This is a genomic window from Roseibium sp. RKSG952 (assembly GCF_009711355.1).
Genome location: NZ_SMMF01000958.1, coordinates 52,982 through 72,139 on the forward strand (window position 1 = coordinate 52,982; position 19,158 = coordinate 72,139).

14 protein-coding genes and 1 pseudogene are annotated in these 19,158 nt (G+C 52.6%); 4 read left to right on the forward strand and 11 right to left on the reverse strand.

The window, feature by feature from the left end:
• Positions 1-193 precede the first annotated feature (193 nt).
• Positions 194-2,980: a bifunctional aconitate hydratase 2/2-methylisocitrate dehydratase gene (locus E1297_RS39395; protein ID WP_155147983.1), complete on the forward strand. Its 2,787-nt coding sequence runs from the start codon at positions 194-196 to the stop codon at positions 2,978-2,980.
• 283 nt (positions 2,981-3,263) lie between these two features.
• Here E1297_RS39395 and E1297_RS39400 read toward each other — a convergent pair whose 3' ends face one another.
• Positions 3,264-4,244 (reverse strand): aldo/keto reductase, encoded by a 981-nt coding sequence (locus E1297_RS39400; RefSeq protein ID WP_155147985.1) that lies wholly within the window; start codon positions 4,242-4,244, stop codon positions 3,264-3,266.
• Between the two features lie 138 nt (positions 4,245-4,382).
• Here E1297_RS39400 and E1297_RS39405 point away from each other — a divergent pair, with 138 nt between their 5' ends.
• On the forward strand, positions 4,383-5,261 hold the full coding sequence (locus E1297_RS39405; RefSeq protein WP_155147987.1) for an AraC family transcriptional regulator: 879 nt from the start codon (positions 4,383-4,385) through the stop codon (positions 5,259-5,261).
• Positions 5,262-5,340: 79 nt separating this feature from the next.
• Here the strand turns inward: E1297_RS39405 and E1297_RS39410 are convergent, their stop codons facing one another.
• From E1297_RS39410 to gntH, 9 genes are all read right to left on the reverse strand, one after another.
• Positions 5,341-6,096, reverse strand: coding sequence for an ABC transporter ATP-binding protein (locus E1297_RS39410; protein WP_155147989.1), 756 nt, complete (start codon positions 6,094-6,096; stop codon positions 5,341-5,343).
• A 9-nt stretch (positions 6,097-6,105) separates the two neighbouring features.
• Positions 6,106-6,861, reverse strand: a complete 756-nt coding sequence (locus E1297_RS39415) for an ABC transporter ATP-binding protein (RefSeq protein ID WP_155147991.1) — start codon at positions 6,859-6,861, stop codon at positions 6,106-6,108.
• Positions 6,862-6,871: 10 nt separating this feature from the next.
• On the reverse strand, positions 6,872-8,077 hold the full coding sequence (locus E1297_RS39420) for a branched-chain amino acid ABC transporter permease (protein ID WP_155147994.1): 1,206 nt from the start codon (positions 8,075-8,077) through the stop codon (positions 6,872-6,874).
• A gap of 3 nt (positions 8,078-8,080) precedes the next feature.
• On the reverse strand, positions 8,081-9,112 hold the full coding sequence (locus tag E1297_RS39425; protein WP_155147996.1) for a branched-chain amino acid ABC transporter permease: 1,032 nt from the start codon (positions 9,110-9,112) through the stop codon (positions 8,081-8,083).
• A 105-nt stretch (positions 9,113-9,217) separates the two neighbouring features.
• Entirely contained in the window at positions 9,218-10,564 is a 1,347-nt protein-coding gene (locus tag E1297_RS39430; RefSeq protein ID WP_155147997.1) for a substrate-binding protein, read from the reverse strand.
• Between the two features lie 571 nt (positions 10,565-11,135).
• The gene (locus E1297_RS51440; protein ID WP_155147999.1) at positions 11,136-12,395 is read right to left on the reverse strand and encodes a HupE/UreJ family protein; all 1,260 of its coding nucleotides are present in this window, start codon (positions 12,393-12,395) and stop codon (positions 11,136-11,138) included.
• 4 nt (positions 12,396-12,399) lie between these two features.
• Positions 12,400-14,079 (reverse strand): hypothetical protein, encoded by a 1,680-nt coding sequence (locus E1297_RS39440; protein WP_155148001.1) that lies wholly within the window; start codon positions 14,077-14,079, stop codon positions 12,400-12,402.
• Positions 14,080-14,119: 40 nt separating this feature from the next.
• A complete protein-coding gene (locus tag E1297_RS39445) occupies positions 14,120-14,881 on the reverse strand; it encodes a hypothetical protein (protein ID WP_196223513.1) in 762 nt (253 codons plus the stop codon).
• Between the two features lie 113 nt (positions 14,882-14,994).
• Entirely contained in the window at positions 14,995-16,326 is a 1,332-nt protein-coding gene (gntH, locus tag E1297_RS39450) for a guanitoxin biosynthesis MBL fold metallo-hydrolase GntH (protein WP_155148002.1), read from the reverse strand.
• A gap of 165 nt (positions 16,327-16,491) precedes the next feature.
• On the opposite strand from gntH, the gene E1297_RS39455 reads away from it, so the two are divergent.
• Positions 16,492-17,826 (forward strand): tetratricopeptide repeat protein, encoded by a 1,335-nt coding sequence (locus tag E1297_RS39455; protein ID WP_155148004.1) that lies wholly within the window; start codon positions 16,492-16,494, stop codon positions 17,824-17,826.
• Positions 17,827-17,909: 83 nt separating this feature from the next.
• On the opposite strand, the pseudogene E1297_RS39460 reads toward E1297_RS39455, so the two are convergent.
• Positions 17,910-18,038 (reverse strand): annotated as a pseudogene (locus E1297_RS39460) (tryptophan--tRNA ligase); the annotation flags it as partial.
• A 306-nt stretch (positions 18,039-18,344) separates the two neighbouring features.
• Between E1297_RS39460 and E1297_RS39465 the strand changes: the two are divergent.
• Entirely contained in the window at positions 18,345-18,977 is a 633-nt protein-coding gene (locus E1297_RS39465; protein WP_155148207.1) for a tyrosine-type recombinase/integrase, read from the forward strand.
• Positions 18,978-19,158: the final 181 nt, after the last annotated feature.

Below are 19,158 nucleotides of genomic sequence, written 5' to 3' on the forward strand. Positions count from 1 at the left end.
GAGGCGAACCAGACCTGACGCCGTAAGCAACTTTCAGGTATGGGTCAGGTGGGGCAACATGCCACGATCCGTATTTCTTGCAACTCTGTTTCATTTGGTATACCGCCGCATACAGCAAGCTTCTCCGGGTTCGCCAGTCACTGCTGAGGCCCATCGTTCAAGCTTCATTTAACGCTTATACGTCGGGAAAATCATGAGCCTGTTCACAGACTACCTAAATGAGATTGAAACGCGCAAAGGGCAGGGGCTGCACCCGAAGCCTATCGAAGACGGCGCGCTCACAAAAGAAATCATCTCGCAAATAAAAGATGTTGAAAATGAACACAGGCAAGAATCCCTGAAGTTCTTCGTATACAACACCTTGCCGGGCACGACCAGCGCTGCAGGCGAAAAGGCGGGGTTCCTGAAAGAGATCATTCTAGGCACGGCGACTGTTGAAGAGATTTCACCGGCTTTTGCCTTTGAGCTTTTGTCGCACATGAAGGGTGGCCCTTCCGTCGACGCCCTTCTTGATCTGGCACTGGGAGATGATCTGGAGATCGCTCAGCAAGCGGCCGAAGTGCTGAAAACACAGGTATTTCTGTATGAAGCAGATACTGACCGCCTGGCGTCTGCCTACGCCGCTGGTAATGCGGTCGCCAAAGAAGTTTTGGAAAGCTACGCCAAGGCCGAGTTCTTTACAAAGCTTCCCGACATCGAAGAGGAAATTCAGGTTGTAACCTACATTACTGCAGAAGGTGATGTTTCGACCGACCTTCTTTCGCCGGGTAATCAGGCTCACTCCAGGTCTGACCGTGAATTGCATGGCAAGTGCATGATCTCCGAAGCGGCTCAGGTCGAAATTCAGGAACTGCAGAAGCAGCACCCTGACAAGCGCGTTATGCTGATCGCGGAAAAAGGGACCATGGGCGTGGGTTCGTCCCGGATGTCGGGCGTGAACAATGTGGCTTTGTGGACTGGTAAGCAGGCAAGCCCCTATGTGCCATTCGTCAACATCGCACCGATTGTGGCTGGTACGAACGGAATTTCGCCGATCTTTCTGACAACCGTCGGAGTGACAGGTGGCATCGGGATTGACCTGAAGAACTGGGTCAAGAAACTTGATGCTGACGGTCAGCCGGTCCTGGATGACAATGACGAACCGGTGCTTGAGCAAGCCTACTCGGTTGATAATGGCACTGTGCTGACAATCAACACCAAGACAAAAAAGCTCTATGACGGCGATAAAGAGCTGGTTGATATCTCTTCGTCACTGACCCCGCAAAAAGTCGAGTTCATCAAGGCCGGCGGCTCCTATGCGATCGTGTTTGGTAAAAAGCTTCAGAGCTTCGCTGCACAGACACTCGGCGTTGAAACGCCACCTGTCTTTGCTGCGTCCAAAGAGATCTCGCATGAAGGACAAGGCCTGACCGCGGTTGAGAAGATCTTCAACAAGAATGCAGTTGGTGTCGCCGACGGGGCCGTCCTGCATGCCGGATCGGACGTTAGGGTCAAGGTGAACATCGTCGGTTCGCAGGACACAACCGGCCTGATGACTGCACAAGAGCTTGAGTCCATGGCCGCGACCGTGATCTCCCCGACTGTTGACGGTGCGTATCAGTCCGGGTGCCATACCGCCTCGGTCTGGGATTTCAAGGCGCAGGAAAACATCCCAAAGCTCATGAGTTTCATGAACAAGTTCGGCCTGATCACCGCACGGGATCCAAAGGGTGAATACCACGCCATGACGGACGTGATTCACAAAGTTCTAAACGATATCACGGTCGATGACTGGGCAGTTATCATTGGTGGCGACTCTCACACCCGTATGTCAAAGGGTGTAGCCTTTGGTGCAGACTCGGGAACCGTTGCGCTTGCTTTGGCGACCGGCGAGGCAACGATGCCAATCCCGGAATCCGTGAAGGTTACGTTCAAAGGAACCCTCAAGGATCACATGGACTTCCGTGATGTGGTACATGCAACGCAGGCTCAGATGCTGAAGCAATTCGGAGACAATGTCTTTCAGGGACGCGTCATCGAGGTTCACATCGGCACGCTGATCGCAGATCAGGCATTCACCTTCACCGACTGGTCGGCTGAGATGAAGGCCAAAGCATCGATCTGTATTTCCGAAAACGAAACGCTGATTGAATCGCTCGAAATCGCCAAGAGCCGCATCCAGATCATGATCGACAAGGGAATGGACAACCAGGCCCAGACTCTTCAGGGCTTGATCGACATCGCCGATAAGCGCATTGCCGAGATTAAATCCGGCTCAAAACCCGCCCTGACCCCCGACTTGAATGCAAATTACTTTGCAGAACTGGTCGTGGATCTAGATCAGGTCGACGAGCCCATGATTGCGGACCCTGACGTCAACAATGAAGACGTCTCCAAGCGGTACACACATGATACGATCCGGCCTGTCTCTTACTACAACGGTGAAAAGAAGGTTGATCTGGGTTTTGTCGGCTCATGCATGGTGCATAAAGGTGATTTGAAGATCGTCGCACAGATGCTTCGTAACCTTGAAAAGACGCATGAAAAGATCGCGTTCAATGCTCCGCTGGTTGTTTCGGCTCCGACTTACAACATCATTGATGAGTTGAAGGAAGAGGGCGATTGGGCAGTTCTGCAAAAGTACTCGGGGTTCGAGTTCGACGATGCGGCACCCAAAAGCGCAGCTCGGGTCGAATATGAGAACATCCTGTATCTTGAACGTCCGGGATGTAACCTTTGCATGGGTAACCAGGAAAAAGCCGCAAAAGGTGATACCGTTCTTGCCACATCCACGCGCCTGTTCAAGGGCCGGGTTGTTGAGGACTCGGCTGAGAAGAAGGGCGAGTCACTGTTGGCATCAACTCCTGTAGTTGTCCTGTCGGCCATTCTGGGTCGCACCCCGAACATGGATGAATACAAGCGCGCTGTAGATGGAATTGACCTGACAAAATTTGCGCCTCCTCTGCAGAAAACACCGGGTCAGCGTTCGATCCACTACTAACAATCAGAACCCCCAGGACTAACAGTTTTGGGGGTTTTCTCTTGGTTTGATCACAAGCAGGGTCTGGGTTCCCGGTCAGAAATCGGTGATCTGCCAGAGCGATCGATCGTGTCCAAAACTATCAGGCTATTGGTGCGCCTTTACCCCTGAGGGGATAATAATGATGAAACCTTGCGATTCCGAATAGCGGGACGAAGCGGCCATCGTACTTACCACCGATGATCGCTGTCTTAATTTTCAGCAGTGAACTCAAGTCAGACAAAGTCACTCGCTGAGCGCGAGATTAGTCCCACTGCGGCATGAACGCTTCTGCGTATCGCGCACCAAATCCTCCCTTCGGAAGGATTTCCGCGATAGCTTTCAAATCATCAGCATTCAGATCAAGTTCTGCCGCACCGACGTTTTCTGTCAGTCGTTCCTGACTACGTGTACCTGGGATAGGAGCGATGTTGTCGCCCTGTGCCAAAAGCCACGCCAGCGCAAGTTGCGAGACAGATGCGTTCTTCGTTTTGGCGAGCGCTTTGAGTTTTTCGACCGCGTCGACGTTCTTTTCATAGTTGCCAGGCTGCCAACGTGGGTCAAACTTTCGGAAATCGGTCTCTTCATAGTTGTCCACAGGTTTTGCGTGGCCCGTCAGGAATCCGCGCCCTAGTGGTGAATAGGGAACAAAACCAATCCCGAGTTCGCGCAGCACTGGAAACAGTACTTCTACATCCCGAGCAAAGAGCGAATACTCTGTTTGCAGCGCTGCGACGGGTTGCACAGCATGGGCACGTCGGAGTGTTTTTTCACCCGCCTCGCTTAGTCCGAAATGCAGCACTTTGCCTTCTTTGATGAGGTCAGCGACGGTGCCTGCAACGTCCTCAATCGGAACATTGGGGTCTGGCCGGTGCTGATAGAGAAGATCAATGCGGTCAGTATCCAGATAGCGCAGGCTGTTTTCAGTCACATTGCGAATGTTCTCGGGGGTGCTGTTCAAACCGATGCTCAAACCGCCTTCAGGATCGCGTGAGAATCCAAACTTGGTTGCGATCACGATGTCATCGCGAAACTCTTTGACCGCGCGGCCAATGAATTTTTCGTTCTCACCCCAGCCGTACAGTTCTGCTGTGTCGAAGAAGGTGACCCCTAAATCATAGGCTTTCTGGACAGCGGCAAGGGCAGACGCCTCATCACTTGCTCCATAGAAAGACGTCACCCCCATCGCACCATAGCCGAGGGCGGATACCTCAAGTCCCTGGCTGCCCAGTTGTCGCTTTTTCATATCAATACTCCATTCTTGATTGATCGTTGTGGAGCATATGGGCATGGAGAAAGGGTCGTCCCTGCCTGATCATGTACAATCATTGCCTATTTCTGTCACGATATTGACTATCCACATAGGAATCGCCTTATTCCTTGCATGAAACAGATATCCGATCTCAAAGCGCTTGCGTTGAAACATGCGGGCTCGTCTGCGATTCCTGACTTGGAAATACATAAGCTGGACCAGCCTACAGAGTTGATCCCACTCATATATGAGCCAAGCGTTTGCCTGATTTTACAGGGCGAAAAACGCACCATCATCGGGGAAAAGGTGCTGGATTACTCGGGTGGCTCTTGCCTGATGATAGCAGCAGAATTGTCGGCGCTCGGACAAGTCACCCGCGCATCTGTCAGCGAACCTTTTCTGGCGCTTGCTTTAACGATCAATACAACCAAACTCGCTGACGCGATGCGAAAAGCCCCGATATCTGAACACTCAGGCGATCAAAGCTTTGGGTTGCAGTCAGCTTCTGAATTGCTGATTGAAACATGGGGCAGACTGTTGGGTATGCTCGACCGTCCAGATGAAATACAAGCGCTTGGACCTTTGTATGAGCAGGAACTTCTGTACAGGTTTCTCGTTGGACCGATGGGTCCATTCCTACGTCAGATTGGCACAGCAGATTCCGATCTATCCCGCATTCGTCAGACGATGGAATTCATACGTCAACATCATGCCGAACGATTGGAGGTCCGTGAATTGGCTGAATTGGCGGGCATGAGTCTTACGACCTTCCACCGTCGCTTTAAGAAAGTCGCTGGTATCAGCCCACTCCAATATCAAAAGCAGTTCCGGTTGCATGAAGCCAAGCGTTATCTGGTTGCCCGTGAAGGCAACGCTGCGTCGGTGGCTTACCGTGTAGGCTATGAAAGCACGTCCCAATTCAGCCGCGAATATCGACGATTATTTGGATTGCCGCCGCTTCAAGATGCTGCTGCGGCACGAGAATTGGCGAAGGTTCGCGCAAGTCAGTAAACTTACCTCCGAAGCAAACAAGTGCTTTGGACGTGTTTTAAGTCTGCCCTTTTGACCTGATTAGCGCGAAATATGCGAACTAGATTGCTAGATATTCTTCACGGAGATTGGTGTCCTCAAGCACCTCTTTCGCCGTACCATCAAATACAATGGTCCCGGTATCTAGTATGATCGCACGGTCCGCCAACTCCAAAGCACGTACGGCGTTTTGCTCAACAATGATCGTGGTCATACCCTGTTGCTTAACGTGAATAAGGGTCTTTTCGATTTCATCGACAATGACAGGAGCCAGTCCCTCATATGGTTCATCCAAGAGTAAGACCTTGATGTCCCTCGCCAAGGCTCTGGCGATTGACAGCATCTGCTGTTCGCCTCCTGACAGTGTAATTCCCTCTTGTTTTCTACGCTCACCCAAACGCGGGAACAGTTCGTAAAGCCGTTCCAGTGACCATCCGATTGGCGGGGCAATCTGAGCAAGCTGCAAGTTTTCTTCCACGGTTAGGCCGGGAATAATGCGCCTGTCTTCCGGTACCAGACCAAGGCCTGCCGCGGCGGCTTCGTAGCTAGTCATGTTGTGTAGAGGCTTATGGTCGAGCCAGATTTCACCATGTCTTACTTCAGGCTCTCCAACTCTCGCAATCGAACGAAGTGTTGAGGTTTTACCCGCGCCGTTGCGCCCGAGAAGAGCAAGAATTTCACCTTCGTGCACGTTGAAGCTGACGCCTTGCACGATGTAGCTTTCTCCATAGTAGGAGTGCATATCCCAAACGGAGAGAAATGCAGGGGCCGTGCTGGCCAAATTGGCGTTTTTCGAAAAGTCAGGTTTTTCGTTCATAGCTTTTCCTTACGCAGCCTCGCCTAGATAGGCCTCGCGAACTTTGGGGTTACCGCGGATGTTTTCAGGAGTATCTTCAACCAGAGGTGTACCCTGAGCCAGAACAGTGATGCGTTCGGCTAGGCTGAAGACCACATGCATGTCATGCTCGATGATTGCGATGGTGATGTCGCGCTCATCCTTAATTTGTTTTAGCAGATCGATCGTGTTGTTGGTATCCGCCCTCGCCATCCCAGCCGTGGGTTCATCCAGTAGAAGTAGCCGCGGATTTTGGCTGAGACACATGCCAATCTCAAGCCGCCGCTTGTCACCGCGCGACAGCGAGGCAGCATGCATTTCGCGTTTGTCTGCCATATTCATCTCTTCCAGCATGGCTTCGGCTTGATCGACGATGTCGCGCTCGTTTGCGATGGTCTCATATGCATGCATTCGGAATGCACCGTCCCGCATTGCAAAAATCGGGATCAACATGTTCTCCATCACTGTCAGCTCACCAAAAATCTCCGGCGTCTGGAACACGCGACTAATACCCATCTGGTTGATCTGATAGGGTTCACGCCCCAACACCGAGGCGTTGTCGAACAATACGGAACCGGTGTCTGGCATAAGCTTGCCCACCAGACAATTTAGCAAAGTCGACTTGCCGGCACCATTGGGGCCGATGATTGCGTGAACCGAGTTTTCCTCAACACTGAGATTTACGTCCGTTAGTGCCTTGAGACCGCCGAAGCGCTTGCTGACGTCTTTGACTCTTAGAATTGCCATGGCGCGCCCCTTATTCCGCCGGTTCCGTTTTGCCAGACGTTGCATCGTCGGCTTTTGATTTCTTGCGCTTGATCCGGTTAAGCAAACGCTGGCCACCTTCGACAAGACCACCGGGCAAGTAGATAACGACCAGCATGAAGAGGATGCCGAGCGTCAGATGCCAACCTTTTCCAATGAACGGATGGATCACGAACACTACCGCGTCCTCCAAACCGTCAGGCAGGAAAGCAAACCAACTGTGCAAGACGTTGTCGTTGATCTTGGAGAAGATATTCTCGAAATATTTGATGAAACCTGCACCCAGTACTGGACCGATCAAAGTGCCTGTACCACCCAGTATCGTCATCAGAACGACTTCACCCGAAGCGGTCCACTGCATACGCTCTGCGCCTGCCAGCGGGTCCATTGCGGCCATCAGACCACCAGCTAATCCGGCATACATGCCAGAGATAACAAACGCCGCCAATGTGTACGGCTTTGAGTTTAGGCCGGTATAGCTCATCCGTTGCTGGTTTGATTTGACCGCCCGTAGCATCATGCCAAAAGGTGAGCGGAAGATGCGGATGGACAGATAGAATACCATCATCATGATTATCGCACATAGATAGTATCCCGCGTTAAAATCAAAACTCCACGCTCCCACGTCCATTGTATAGGTTGCGCGCATCGGCAGCCCGAATAGATGCGGCAGGTCTGGTGAGTTGGCGCCTTGCAAGATTTGCGGATCGTCTGCGTAAACCTGCAGGCCGGTTTCCCCGTTGGTTAGGTTGAACTTGGGGTTCGACAAAACAGAGTAGGCCAATGCAAAACTCATCTGCGCAAAGGCCAGAGTCAGGATCGAAAAGTAGATGCCCGACCGACGCAGACTGACATAACCAATCAGCAGTGAGAACACCCCGGCAACTACAACGCTGAGTGCGATCGCTGGAATGATATTGTAGCTCAGCAACTTGAACATCCATACGGCTGAATACGATCCGACACCCAAAAAGGCTGCGTGACCGAATGACAGGTATCCTGTAAGGCCGAATAGGATGTTGAACCCGATGGCAAAGATGCCAAAAATCACGAAACGCTGCATCAAGTCCGGATAACCCGCGTTAAATTGCGCCATGGCGCTGCCTTCTGGGAACGGGTTCAGGATGAATGGGGCCAGCAGAGTGAGAAGGCCGACGATGATCAGAAGGCTGGTGTCTTTTTTGTTCAGTCCAAACATCGATTATTCCTCCATCACGCCTTTGCGTCCCATCAACCCGCGCGGGCGTGTCAGAAGCACAATGATGGCAACAAGGTAGATGATGATTTGGTTGATCCCAGGGATTGTCGTGGTGGCCCAGGTTGTTGAGGCAAAACTCTCCAGGATGCCCAGTAGAAAGCCAGCCAGCACAGCTCCGGGCAGCGAGCCCATGCCGCCGACAACAACCACAACAAAGCTAAGGACCAGAAAGTCCATCCCCATGTGATAATTTGGCGGGTTCAGCGGCCCGTACATTACACCTGCCAAACCGGCCACTGCGGCAGCGATACCGAACATGATCGTAAAGCGCCGGTCGATGTTTATTCCCAGTAAGCCTACGGTCTCGCGATCCGCCATTCCGGCGCGCACGACCATGCCGAACGTGGTGAATTGCAGGAATGAGAAAACAGCACCGATTATCGCGACGGCAAATCCGAAGTACACCAGACGCCAAATTGGATAGATTATGGCGTTGGGGTCAAATCCAACCATTGTGCCAAGGTCGATAGAACCGCTCAGCGCGTCAGGCGGTGGAGTTTGGATTGGATTGGCACCGAAGAAGTACTTTACGATTTCCTGCAACACGATCGCCAGACCAAACGTCACAAGGATCTGGTCAGCGTGAGGGCGCTTGTAGAAATGCTTAATCAACCCGCGTTCCATCACGTAGCCCACTGCCAACATGATCGGGATCGCAAACAGGACAGCCAGTGGAACAGACCAATCGATGATCGTCGCACCGGTCTCTGGGCCGAACCAGGCCTCGACGTAGGGTGTTTCAACCTTCAGCGGGTTACCCAGGAAGTCGGTTTGGCTCTCGTCGATGGTCACAAAGCTCAGGTTCATGAGCTTTTGCAGAGTAACGGCACAGAACGCACCGATCATGAACAGTGCCCCGTGGGCAAAGTTCACAACGCCCAGCGTTCCAAAAATAAGCGTCAGACCCAGCGCAATCAACGCATAGGCCGAGCCTTTGTCCAGACCGTTCAAAATTTGCAATAGGATGGCGTCCATTGGCCCCACCTCAGGGTTGGTCAGTGTGAATTAAGCGGTTAACAGGATCAGCCCTGTTGAAGGTGTCTGGCCACCTTTTTGGCAGCCAGACTTAGACACGAGGACTTACGCGCCCGGGTTACACTCACCCAGTGAGCCACCGGCGAACATCGGATGCTCAGGGTCGTATTCGACCTGTGCGCGCGGCGTGATCTCGACGATTTCCAGAGTGTCATAGGCGTTGGTCGGGTTTTCGTTGCCGCGAACGACCAACACGTCTTTGAAGCACTGGTGGTCCGCACCGCGGTACCAGGTCGGACCGTTGCCCAAACCGTCAAACTCGAAGTCTTCCAGAGCTTCGACAACGCCGCACGGGTTGAATGTACCAGCACGCTCACACGCATCCGCATAAAGCAGAACTTGTGCATAGCAGGTCTGTGCAGAGTTGGACGGCGGTTTGCCGTACTTCTCACCAAACGATTTGACAAAGGCCTTGGTGCCCTCATCTTGCAGCTGCCAGTTCCAGTTCATCGAACCCAGCACGCCTTTGATGTTCTCACCTGCACCAGCGGCCATCAGTTCCGAATACAGCGGTACGACGATCTTGAAATCCTTGCCGTTGGCCACCTTGTCGAGCAAGCCGAACTGAATTGCGTTGGTGAGCGAGTTCACCATATTGCCGCCGTAGTGGTTCAGAACCAGAACGTCAGCGCCCGAGTTCAGAACCGGAGTGATGTAGGACGAGAAGTCCGTGGACGCGAGCGGTGTTTTGACAGTGTTGACCGTTTCCCACCCCAAGGCTTCCGTCGAGGCAACAATGGACTCTTCCTGAGTCCAACCCCAGTTGTAGTCAGCCGTCAGGTGATAGGCGCGGCGCTCATTGCCCATCTCGGCGGCCAGCACAGGTGCAAGGGCAGCACCCGACATGTAGGCGTTGAAGAAATGGCGGAAACCATTTGCCTTCTTGTCTTTGCCAGTCGTGTCGTTGGCGTGGGTTAGACCCGCCATGAAGATCACGCCTGCTTCTTGACAGAGGCCTTGCACAGCAACGGCCACACCCGATGACGAACCGCCATTGATCATGATGGCACCGTCTTTTTCGATCATCGATTTTGCCGATGCACGCGCAGCGTCTGACTTGGTCTGCGTGTCGCCTGTGACGAACTCTACTTTCTTTCCAAGGATACCGTTGCCCTTCAGCGCCTTCGAAGTGAAGGTGTTCAAGCAACCGCCATCTCCCTCACCATTGAGATGTTCGACGGCCAGCTGTTGCGCCAGCAACTCGTCGTTACCCTCTTCAGCATACGGCCCAGTCTGGGGAACATTGAAGCCCAGGGTTACGGACCCTCCGGTTGGTTCGTTGGTGTAAGCAGCAGCCGACGAAGCCGTGAAGATCGTAGGCAGGGCCAGACCGGTACCTGCGACGGCACCAGACTTCAACACGCCGCGGCGTGTGACAGATTTATTGGTCATTAATTCCTCCCATTTCCCTTTCTTTCGTCATTTGGCTCCTCTTCCAGCAGACGAAAGCGCACTTATGTGCAAATCAATAATGGAAAGCCGGAGGAAAATTTCACAACAAATTGCTGGATTTGAAATAAAATTTTGTAAATTTATTCACCAATTGCAGCTATATCTGTAAATTTTTTGCAGACTGGTAGTGCTAACTAATATGATTCCTGACAGTTAGATGCAAAAAAGCTAGTCCTAACGCTCTGTCCTGAATGGCTTCGCACGCTTTAGTGGGCAGAAGCTGAGGCTAATTCACAAGAGCGACGCAGTATTTTCTGTTTCAATTTGATACTAGATGTTCGCAGAGGCTGGGTGTCTGCCGTCAAAGGAGCCTGATTTATCATTTGCCTGTTTTGGGCTCCATGCCGCATTTCGCTGCATTGTTGTTCGGCGACCTGTCACAGCCCGAAGCGGACATTCGCAAGTAAACTTCGCAGATTAAGCGATGCGTAAAGAAACTTGCCATACAGCGGCAAAAACCACGTATCGGACGACCAGCGGCTAACGTGATTCATGTCAACAAACGCACGGATCAGAGAAAGAACTCTGCCCTTTCCACTACCCAAACCATTGCGACCAGACTTGCGCACGCGGCAACGACAGTGCGAGAGCCGACCCAAATACGACCTGGTTGTTTGCGCAACAACAACACCAGGGGCCAGACCAATAGAACGATCATGACTTGTCCAGCCTCTACTCCAACATTGAAGGCCAGCAAGCTGTGCCAAACGTTCGGTGCATCAACACGTAGAATCTGGTGCAACATGAAGGAGAAACCAAACCCGTGCAGCAACCCAATCCCGGACGTGATGGCAAAAGCCTTCAGGTCGCCATGGCCTTTTTCCGGTGGCCAAACTGCCATCGCAGCAGCGTAGATAATTGAAAGTGCTATTGCTAATTCAACAGTTGGGATGAACCACGCTCCGCTCGGCGCAAAGCCAAAAAAACCTAAAATCAGTGTTACCGTGTGACCCAATGTAAACCCTGTGACGCGGGCGAGAAGGCTGTGTAAGTTCAATGCACCGATGATCATGCAAAGCACAAACAGAACGTGATCGGGACCTTCCAAAATATGCCGAATACCTTCGACAAAGAAGGTCGAAGCGGCTGCGGTTGCTGATCCGGAAACTTCGACCGGGGTATGCATCAGGCCCCGCGCACGAAATGTCCTAACATCCTGCCCGTTATAGTCGAGGATCAGGTTCGCCGTTTCTTCTTGTTCAGGAAGTCCCGGATCAGAAGTGTAGGATAAACTGTATGCTACAACCTCTCCCGTCACAAAGCGCAGATGTACGTCAACCATCACCTCGCCAACATAAATCTCCTCGGTTGTTGGAAACACATCTCTTGGCGCAAGTGCCGAATGCGCCTCATCAAGCGTGGCAAACCCAGGTTCTTGCCCCGACGGGTGCAGTCTTATCGAGACGATTTCTGGTGTTTGTTGGTGACCGTCGATAGATAGCACAAAGCCGTTTTCAGCAATACGAGCCAAGCCGGTTGGATCTTTTTGCAACGCGACCTGATCCAAGTAGTGCATCAGCACCCCATCTTCGATCAGATTGTATGTGTAAGGAGCTGGTTCGGGCAAACCGTCCGAGCCTTCGGGACCGACGAGTTCCGCAACCAGATACGGCATCGGAAGGCGCAAATAGACATCTAAGCCATCTTCCGAATGAGCCACATGATGAATGCGGACATTCTGGTTTAGATTGAAATGCGCCTCTGCTCTGCCTGCGCACAAAAAGATCATGGCAAACAGGAACGTGGCAAAAAACAATCTAACCACTACCACAGAATTACCCTCCTGTTTTGGCGCTGATAATCGTCAGGTCATCAAGCATCCAATGGTCGCCATGCCGCGAAACGTCTAGCAAGCCGCGATAAGAAACCGTTTGCCTGTGTAGGTGCCCCCAATGACCTCCGCTTACACGGGCAGTCCAATTGGCGAGGGCCTGATGCTGATGTCTGTCTGTGCCGGGCGAGAAGCTTTCGACGTTCAGGTCTGAAATCGCTTCGACTCGTGCCAAGGCGCCAGAGGGCAGGGTAACCGACAAGCCACGACGCATCTCTGCTTGAACCTTTTCGCGATTGATTGCTTCGACATATGGCTCCATCGCCGCCACGGTATTGTCATCTCGCGTCTCAAGCATCGTGGTTCCGATGTTGGTCAACAGGCCTTCTACGATTTGATGCGTCGCGATCTCATCCGGCTCGGGCGCTGTCGACAAGTTGTTCAATGAGTAAGTGACAATCGCAGCGGCACCGAATGCTCCGGTCAGGCCAAGCAAGATCAGACGCTGACCGTTTGCACGTTGCGACGAATAATAGGCGCATACCAAACACAGAAAACCTAAGCCGAACGCAAGCGAAGGCACCTGCGTTACTCCCGAGACTTTGACTACGACCGGGCTCGTTTGTGGGTTTATCCAAGTCGTCAGGTGATTGTTCCAGCTTACAACAGGATCGGATGCGTAAATCTGCGAGGGGACTGCCCCTGCCGGATCGGAGAGGGTGATCGGAATAACATCCAAACCATCTGCGAAAAGCTCCCATGCCAGATCAACTTGTTTCGGCAAGGTCGCAACCGGATAGGAAAGGACCACGCCCAGCAACATCGTCTTTCGGTTAGCCTCTGATTCATCCGGAAGAACACGCAAACCTTCAGCCCCAACTTCAATACGTGAAACCTGCACCGTTTCCGGTTTCATCGGCTTGCCGTCGACGGTGAGCGGGTTTCGCGTCGCAAAAAAGTCCGAGACGTCAGACTTGATCCTGGCGACATCATCTGAGGTTAATCGCTCTGCGCCTTCAAAGTCCAAATCCGCCCAAGTTTCGAAGTCTGTCAAACGCAATATGATCTCGTGCCGGACAACACGCGGTTCCATGGCTAGAAAAGACATCATCGGGGACTTGTGGTGGCGGGTGAGGTTTGGGTTCTCAAACTTGCTAAACCAAGGATCATCCCAATCTGGCAGCATGGTCTCAGCCTGAGAAAGGTACCGATAGTCTGTCACCGGAACACCCATGTGCTCGACCACAACGCCGAGTGAAGCCAGGGGAATCCCGTCTGGACTTAGGGGGGGAATGAATGTGACCCGTTCAGGCTTGCCATTGAACGGAAACTCCATATCCACGAAGACGACATTTTCGCTGCGTGGTCGCGGTCGATACAGAGCACTCGCGGCTGTTTGCCGTGAAATTCTGGGGCGTACATCAATCGTATTCGTTGTGCCGGTCAGTTCCTCTTCGTCTGCCCAGATCTGAAGGTTTCGACCCGTACGCTCGGCCAGTGACGTACCCGAACCATCGTCTGGAATGACGAATATGGGATAGTCGTTCAAATCGACCTCAAGGGTTACTCGCACATGATCGGGCTGCACCGAAAGCTCGACAAAGTTTGGGGCGGTTTCCCCGCCGTAGGGGGACACGAGGTCAGCAATCGATTGGTTCGCGCTAAACGTAAGACTGGCGAGCACCGAGCCCAACCAAACGCATATTGTGCCGCATTCTCCAGTCTTAGAAATGGAACGCGACGGCAGCATAGATACCATTCTGGTCAACATCATAGGCAAACTCCCCGCCCGAGCGGTCAGTGGAATAGTCAATTCCATAGAACTGATAGCCAAACCGCAGGGACGTGTTCTCCCAGCCTTTCCAGTCAAAACCAGCCAGAAGCAGATATTGCAGGTCATCGCCATTCACGCCGAAACCACTCAGTTCAGCGCGACTGGCGAAACTCCATTTATCGTTGATTTCCATCGCATAGCGGAGCGCGATCATCGGTTCGAGCCAATCTTCTGTTCCGCCCAGAGTTACGCCGGGCCCGGGACCAGCAATGTCGATTTCCTGTTTTAGCCGGTTCCATTGAACGCCAATAGCAGCGTCTGCTGCATAGCGTCGACCCGAAGCATTTACCCCGTTCGCAAACCGGTAAGCCCCCTGAACATTGACAAAGGTCTGCCGGACATCAACATCAACGCCTGCTCTCCCGCCCGGTAGAGTTCCGTCTTCACCAAGCCTTACATAGTAGAGTTCAGAGATGATCCCGAAGTCTCCGTTCCAACCCTCGTAGCGTACGGAGGCGGCACCTTGGAGAACATCGAGAACCTCGCTCAGGCTCAGGTCCAGATCGGCGCTTGTACCATCAATTGTCGATGTACCCGTCGTGCTGAGCGGCAGGAACAGATAGGGCGTAATGGAATGTCGCCACCCGCCTTCATCATCTTCAGAACGCGCAAGAGACTGAGCGCTCGCCGCATGGGATGTCGCTATAGTCAACCAACCCACACAAACCAAATGGCGATAAATCAAAGATGTGTGTCGCATAAGGAAACCCGATCAGATTTAGGTGAAACCGGCGCGTGTTAAAGTCGCGCCGGTCAAATTTGACTTTATTGATCGCCGGGATACGGGAACTCTTGGCCCAACACCTCTGACGCTTCCTCGTAGATCGGTCGCAAGACGTCATCCACGTCGTCAACACCCCCGAGAGTGAACTCTGAGAACGTGAGAACATCTTGCGGCACACCAGCTTTTTCAGAGAAATTGACTCGATCCTGCATGTCTGGTGCTTGCGCCGGAGCAGCCAATGGAGGTGCCCAAGTTCTTTCTTCTGTTGCCGCCATACGGATGGTTATGTCGTCCTTGGTGACGTTCCATACCATAAAGTCGTCTGCCAGACTGAGCGGGCCGTCATAGGTCGACCGAATGCGCTGGTAGACCGAGTTGACCGTGTCGAAATCGTTAAAGAAATGATACGCGACGGCCAGTCTTGGTTGGATGTCACTCATCACCTTTCCAAAGGCTTCAGGTGCTGTGTGGACTTGGGTTCCGACCAATAGTGCCGATTCAGGCGTAAACTTCATTTTGGTGACCAGTTCAGGTACGGCGATGAAACACTCGTGGATCGCGAGATCTGCATTCTTTGCGTATTCTTTGAACCATTTGTTCGGATAGGTGTCCGAGCTGAACACAAATTTCAGCCCATTCCACTCCAAAGCATAACTAACCGAGCCATCAATTGCGTGGATTGCTGGAAAGGACCGGATCGTTACACCATTGTTCTCGTAGACCACTTGGTTTTCACCTTTGTAGTCGAATTCGTTGATTTCCAAGCTGTATCCGCGAAAATCTGTATTACCGGCACGCGCTGCCAGGTCCCAAGTCAACATCCGGCGCATATTTTCAAGCGCATAGGCTGTCCCTAACTCTTCCACAGGACCGCTTGGCCCCCAAACCCGCAACGGAACATTTCTGCCCATCAACGCTCCACCGATGAACAGGTCATGCAAAGCGCCGAAATGGTCGGTATGCAGGTGCCCGATAAAAACCTTGTCCAAATAATTGTACGGGATTTGCAGGGAAGAAATTCGCTCGGCCGATCCCGAACCAATGTCGAACAAGAACTTGTCTCCGTTGCCCAGTTCCACAAGGAAACACGCAGCAGCCTGAGCAGCCCGCGTTGTGGGCATTCCGGTTCCGCAGGCAATTACTCGCATCTCGTCTTCGGCGAGATCTTCGGTATTGGGGTAGTACACATCGCGCGGGCGATCACGCACCATCGTCGGAGAAACCTCTTCTGTTTCCTGCGCGTATGCTGCCGAGGGGGCAACTACATCAAATACCGCGTCGGTAATCGCTTGAGGGGAGACAGCCCAAGCGCCAAATATCGCACCAATTGCGAAGTGCTTGCTAAGACTCCTGAAATTCAGATGTTGAGCCATGTGTCATCCTCCAGTCGCTTGGTGATTTGGCGAGCTGGAAATGCGGATTTTGGCGCTCCGGCCCGCTGTTTTGGTTGCAAGCCTGAGGCTTAGGGAACATACACGTAAGTGACTCACGGTGAATAACGGGGTGACTCACGCACCGATAATTGCAAAAATACGAATATGGTACAGCATCCTGAAATCGTTTCGGACGGTGAGAAACGCGCTGCCCTAGGCAGGTTGCTTGCTGACGCTCATCTAGATGGATCTGATAGACTTCAGGCGTTCCTGACGTACATCGTCGAGGAAGAACTCGCAGGGCGAGGCGAGGAAATCCGCAGCAAGACTATCGCTCAAGATGTTTATGACCGCGATACCTCGGAGGGAACTGATCCGGAGAACATCGTTCGCGTCGATGCTCGGCGGCTTCGCCAGTTCTTGGAACTGCATTACGAAGGTATTGGAAAAGATGATCCGGTACGACTGTGTATCGATAGCGGTGGATATAGGCCGCGTTTCGAAGCCGTTTCAGGCATCGCTACAGTATCAATCTCGACTGAAGTTAAACGTTTTGGACTACCCATAGGCGCGTTCGCCATAGGGGCTTTAGTTGGTGCATTGGTCGCAGTCGGTCTTGCCCAAGATGGACAGGAAACTGCTTCTGCTGAAGTGAGCGGTTTGCCTGCAGCTGACTCGAACGCGTACTTGCAGCGCGCTGCAATTTACGAAAAATCCCCGGCCGCACTTCAAGCATTCAATTTGGCGCAACAAGCGCGGACAATGATATTTCCGATCTTCGACCAACAACGCCAGTTATTGGTTCTCACCGTGTTCGAAGGCGTGATCGAGATCGACCCAGAGTATTTCGGCGGATATGCGGGTGCAGCGCAGGCACTCGCGTCCCTTGCGGTAATAACTCCGCCGTCCGATGCCAAGACCGAATATGCTGATGCCGCCATGAAGCTGGCGAACCAAGCAGTTAGCCTTGCTCCGGACCAAGCCTGGAGCCAGTCCGCTAAAAGCTGGGCCTTTTTCGCCAATCGCGACTACGACGCAGCTTTGCAACTCGGTAGACGGGCCTCAAAACTTGATCCGAATGATGGAGCGGTTCTCGACTTTCTTGGCGCTGTGGCTTTGTTTTCGGGCGCATTCGAGGAGGCAATCGAGACCGCAGACAGGCTCTCGTTGCTGGATCCCAGCAACCAGAGGTTTGCCAATCGAAACATTTCGGGCGCGACGCACTTTCATCTGGGTCAATATCAAACAACGGTAGAGCGCTTTGAAGAGGCTAAGCAACTTGGCGATCCGCTTAGTGCTCCTTCTCTGGCTTATGTAACGGCAGCGCTGTCAGCCATGGGGCAAGATCAAGCGGCCAAAGCCAAGCTGGCTGAACTTGAGCGTGCATGGCCGGACGCGCCAATAGACGCGATACTCAAAAGCATTCACAAAGACGTCGAAAACGCAGAAGCCGTATTACGCGAATTACGAAAACAAGGATGGGTAAGCCCTGTCCGATAGGGTGATTCACAACAGCGAGTTACAGTGCCAAGGTCATAGTTTTTTCGCTTGTGGAAGTACTGAAGTCGAAACTCACTCCGCCTATCCGCCAGCAGCAGAAATTGTTCATGACTGTCCTGATAGCGCAGCCGGTTTGCAAGGGAGCCTGCATAGTGTCCGATGTGAAGCGGCCCCGTGGTGCGGTCACCTGTTAGAATGGTTGGTTTGTTCATTTGCGTCTTCTCAAGAAAATGGAGGCGGCGCATCGGGAGGCTCGGAAAACAAAAGGCCGCCCTTGCGGCGGCCTCGGAATACGTTTGGTCATCCGGCCACCCTGTCAGGAGGCCGGCCACCAAGTCATTGCGATGATCGTAGTGTTTTCCATGGAACACTGACTATCGTCTGTGAGATTACTGGTCAATCAATTGGTAGAGAGGGCTCTTTGCAGACATTCTCCGGAATCGCACATCCAGTTAGTATGAATTCCCGTCAACGTCGGGTTGGCGTTGAGGCGGGGTGTGGCGGATTGGAGAGTTACCATGACTATCCCAAATTTACCCGCCATTCGCGCCTGCCGCCCTGCCTGGAACAAAGGACGTATCGTCGGTCAGAAAAGGCCTTTATTACCCAAACACGTCTGGGCGATCCGTGTTCGACTGGAGATCGCAGACAACTTTCGCGATCTTGCTCTCTTCAATTTGGCAATCGACAGCAAACTGCGTGGGTGTGATCTGGTCAAGTTAATGGTGGCTGATGTCTATGCAGCCGGTCAGGTCAAAGAGCGCACATCAATCATCCAGAGCAAAACTCAAAAACCGGTCCGATTTGAGATCACAGAAGGAACTCGAAAATCACTCTCAAGATGGATGGAACAGCCATTGATGGTCGGCTCCGAGTATCTTTGGCCGGGGCGTTTCCACGAGCGTCTTCACATCTCGACACGTCAGTACGCGCGATTGGTTCGCGAATGGGTGAAGTCGATTGGCTTAGAGCCGAGTGCTTATGGCACGCATTCGATGCGTCGAACCAAGGTTTCGCAGATCTACAAGAAGACTGGTAATCTTCGGGCGGTTCAACTTTTGCTTGGTCACACAAAAATGGATAGTACAGTTCGATATCTCGGCGTTGAACTGGAAGATGCCTTGGCAATCTCGGAATCCGTCGAGATTTAGGAAGATGGGCCGTCTTCGAGGGCGGCCCATAACAGACTTTGTGGCCAATATTCGAATGCCGCTGTTGCAGCCTGCCCACCAGTCACTAACAGTCTAAGGCTGAATGTCCGGTTCCTGCGCGTCGCGACATGCTGCACTAGTGAAGTTTCAAATAGTGATGGATGTCTGCTCAGGGCTCCTA

What these genes read in the sequence shown, in the direction of transcription:
- E1297_RS39425 (WP_155147996.1), bottom strand. Translation starts at nt 9,112, where the DNA reads ATGGACGCCATCCTATTGCAAATTTTGAACGGTCTGGACAAAGGCTCG.
- E1297_RS39410 (WP_155147989.1), bottom strand. Translation starts at nt 6,096, where the DNA reads ATGAACGAAAAACCTGACTTTTCGAAAAACGCCAATTTGGCCAGCACG.
- E1297_RS39430 (WP_155147997.1), bottom strand. Translation starts at nt 10,564, where the DNA reads ATGACCAATAAATCTGTCACACGCCGCGGCGTGTTGAAGTCTGGTGCC.
- E1297_RS39420 (WP_155147994.1), bottom strand. Translation starts at nt 8,077, where the DNA reads ATGTTTGGACTGAACAAAAAAGACACCAGCCTTCTGATCATCGTCGGC.
- E1297_RS39465 (WP_155148207.1), top strand. Translation starts at nt 18,345, where the DNA reads ATGACTATCCCAAATTTACCCGCCATTCGCGCCTGCCGCCCTGCCTGG.
- E1297_RS39455 (WP_155148004.1), top strand. Translation starts at nt 16,492, where the DNA reads ATGGTACAGCATCCTGAAATCGTTTCGGACGGTGAGAAACGCGCTGCC.
- E1297_RS39405 (WP_155147987.1), top strand. Translation starts at nt 4,383, where the DNA reads ATGAAACAGATATCCGATCTCAAAGCGCTTGCGTTGAAACATGCGGGC.
- E1297_RS39400 (WP_155147985.1), bottom strand. Translation starts at nt 4,244, where the DNA reads ATGAAAAAGCGACAACTGGGCAGCCAGGGACTTGAGGTATCCGCCCTC.
- E1297_RS39415 (WP_155147991.1), bottom strand. Translation starts at nt 6,861, where the DNA reads ATGGCAATTCTAAGAGTCAAAGACGTCAGCAAGCGCTTCGGCGGTCTC.
- E1297_RS39395 (WP_155147983.1), top strand. Translation starts at nt 194, where the DNA reads ATGAGCCTGTTCACAGACTACCTAAATGAGATTGAAACGCGCAAAGGG.
- gntH (WP_155148002.1), bottom strand. Translation starts at nt 16,326, where the DNA reads ATGGCTCAACATCTGAATTTCAGGAGTCTTAGCAAGCACTTCGCAATT.